Annotated in this window: 1 protein-coding gene; it reads left to right on the forward strand. The window is 60.7% G+C overall.

All coding sequences use genetic code 11. The features are described from left to right. Window positions 1-20: 20 nt before the first annotated feature. Window positions 21-1,091, forward strand: coding sequence for an IS30 family transposase (locus tag DK391_RS44045; protein ID WP_109484277.1), 1,071 nt, complete (start codon window positions 21-23; stop codon window positions 1,089-1,091). The last annotated feature ends 7 nt before the right edge of the window (window positions 1,092-1,098 follow it).

A 1,098-nucleotide genomic window follows, 5' to 3' on the forward strand; every position in this document is an offset into this window, starting at 1 on the left:
GTCCGATTAGGATATGTTGCATGGGAAAGAACTACGAACAGTTGAGCGCCGAAGAGCGCGGTGTGATATTTGCAATGAAGCTTGAGGACAAGAGCACGCGCGATCTCGCGCGTGCTCTTGTGCGCTCACCGAGTACGATCAGTCGTGAGCTGAGGCGCAATGACTGGAAGCCGACCCACGAGCGTTCAGTGATGGGGCGCCCGGCGATTGCGGGCGGCTACAATTCAAGGCGTGCAGGTTTGCGGGCAGGCAGACTGCGCCGCAAGCCACGCCGGGCGCGCAAACTGCGCATCGACGGGCCGCTGTGGCCGCAAGTGCGTGAACTGTTGAGCCAATACCATTCACCCGAGCAGATCAGTACGCAACTGAAGCTGGCGCATCCGGACGATCCCACGCTGAACGTGTCTCACGAAACCATCTATCACGCCATCTATGCCATGCCTCGGGGCGAGCTCAAACGCGAGCTGGTCGCGCTTCTCAGGCGGGGACGCAGCACCCGCAGACCCCGCTCGCAAGGGGAAGACCGACGGGGCAAGCTCACCGACATGGTCAGCATCCACGTGCGTCCGCCCGAGGCGAACGAGCGGTTGAGAACCGGACACTGGGAAGGCGATCTCATCAAGGGTGCAGCAAACCGCTCGGCGGTGGGCACGCTGATCGATCGCAGCACGCTGTTCCTGATGCTGGTCAAAATGGATGGCAGCACAGCGGAAGAAGCGTTGCGGGCCTACAGCGCGGCGTTCGCGCCGCTTGACCCGCAACTGCTCAAGACGCTGACCTACGATCAGGGCAAGGAGATGGCACTGCACAAGGAACTGGCCAAAGCGACGGGCATCCGCATCTACTTCTGCGATCCACACAGCCCGTGGCAGCGCGGCATCTGTGAGAACACCAACGGTCTGTTGCGCCAGTACCTGCCCAAAGGCGCAGACCTGTCCGTACTCTCACAGCGGCAGCTTGACCTGATTGCGATCTCGATGAACACCCGTCCGCGCAAAACGCTCGGCTGGAAAACGCCTGCGCAAGCCTTCATGGAAAACTGCAAGAAACAGGGCATCGAAATTAACCCCGCTGTTGCACTTGGTCTTTGAAACCGCC

It is taken from the genome of Paraburkholderia sp. C35 (assembly GCF_003121405.1).
Lineage (GTDB): Bacteria > Pseudomonadota > Gammaproteobacteria > Burkholderiales > Burkholderiaceae > Paraburkholderia.

Bases quoted from the DNA above. Each gene is read 5' to 3' on its own strand.
- DK391_RS44045 (WP_109484277.1), top strand. From the start codon at position 21: ATGGGAAAGAACTACGAACAGTTGAGCGCCGAAGAGCGCGGTGTGATA.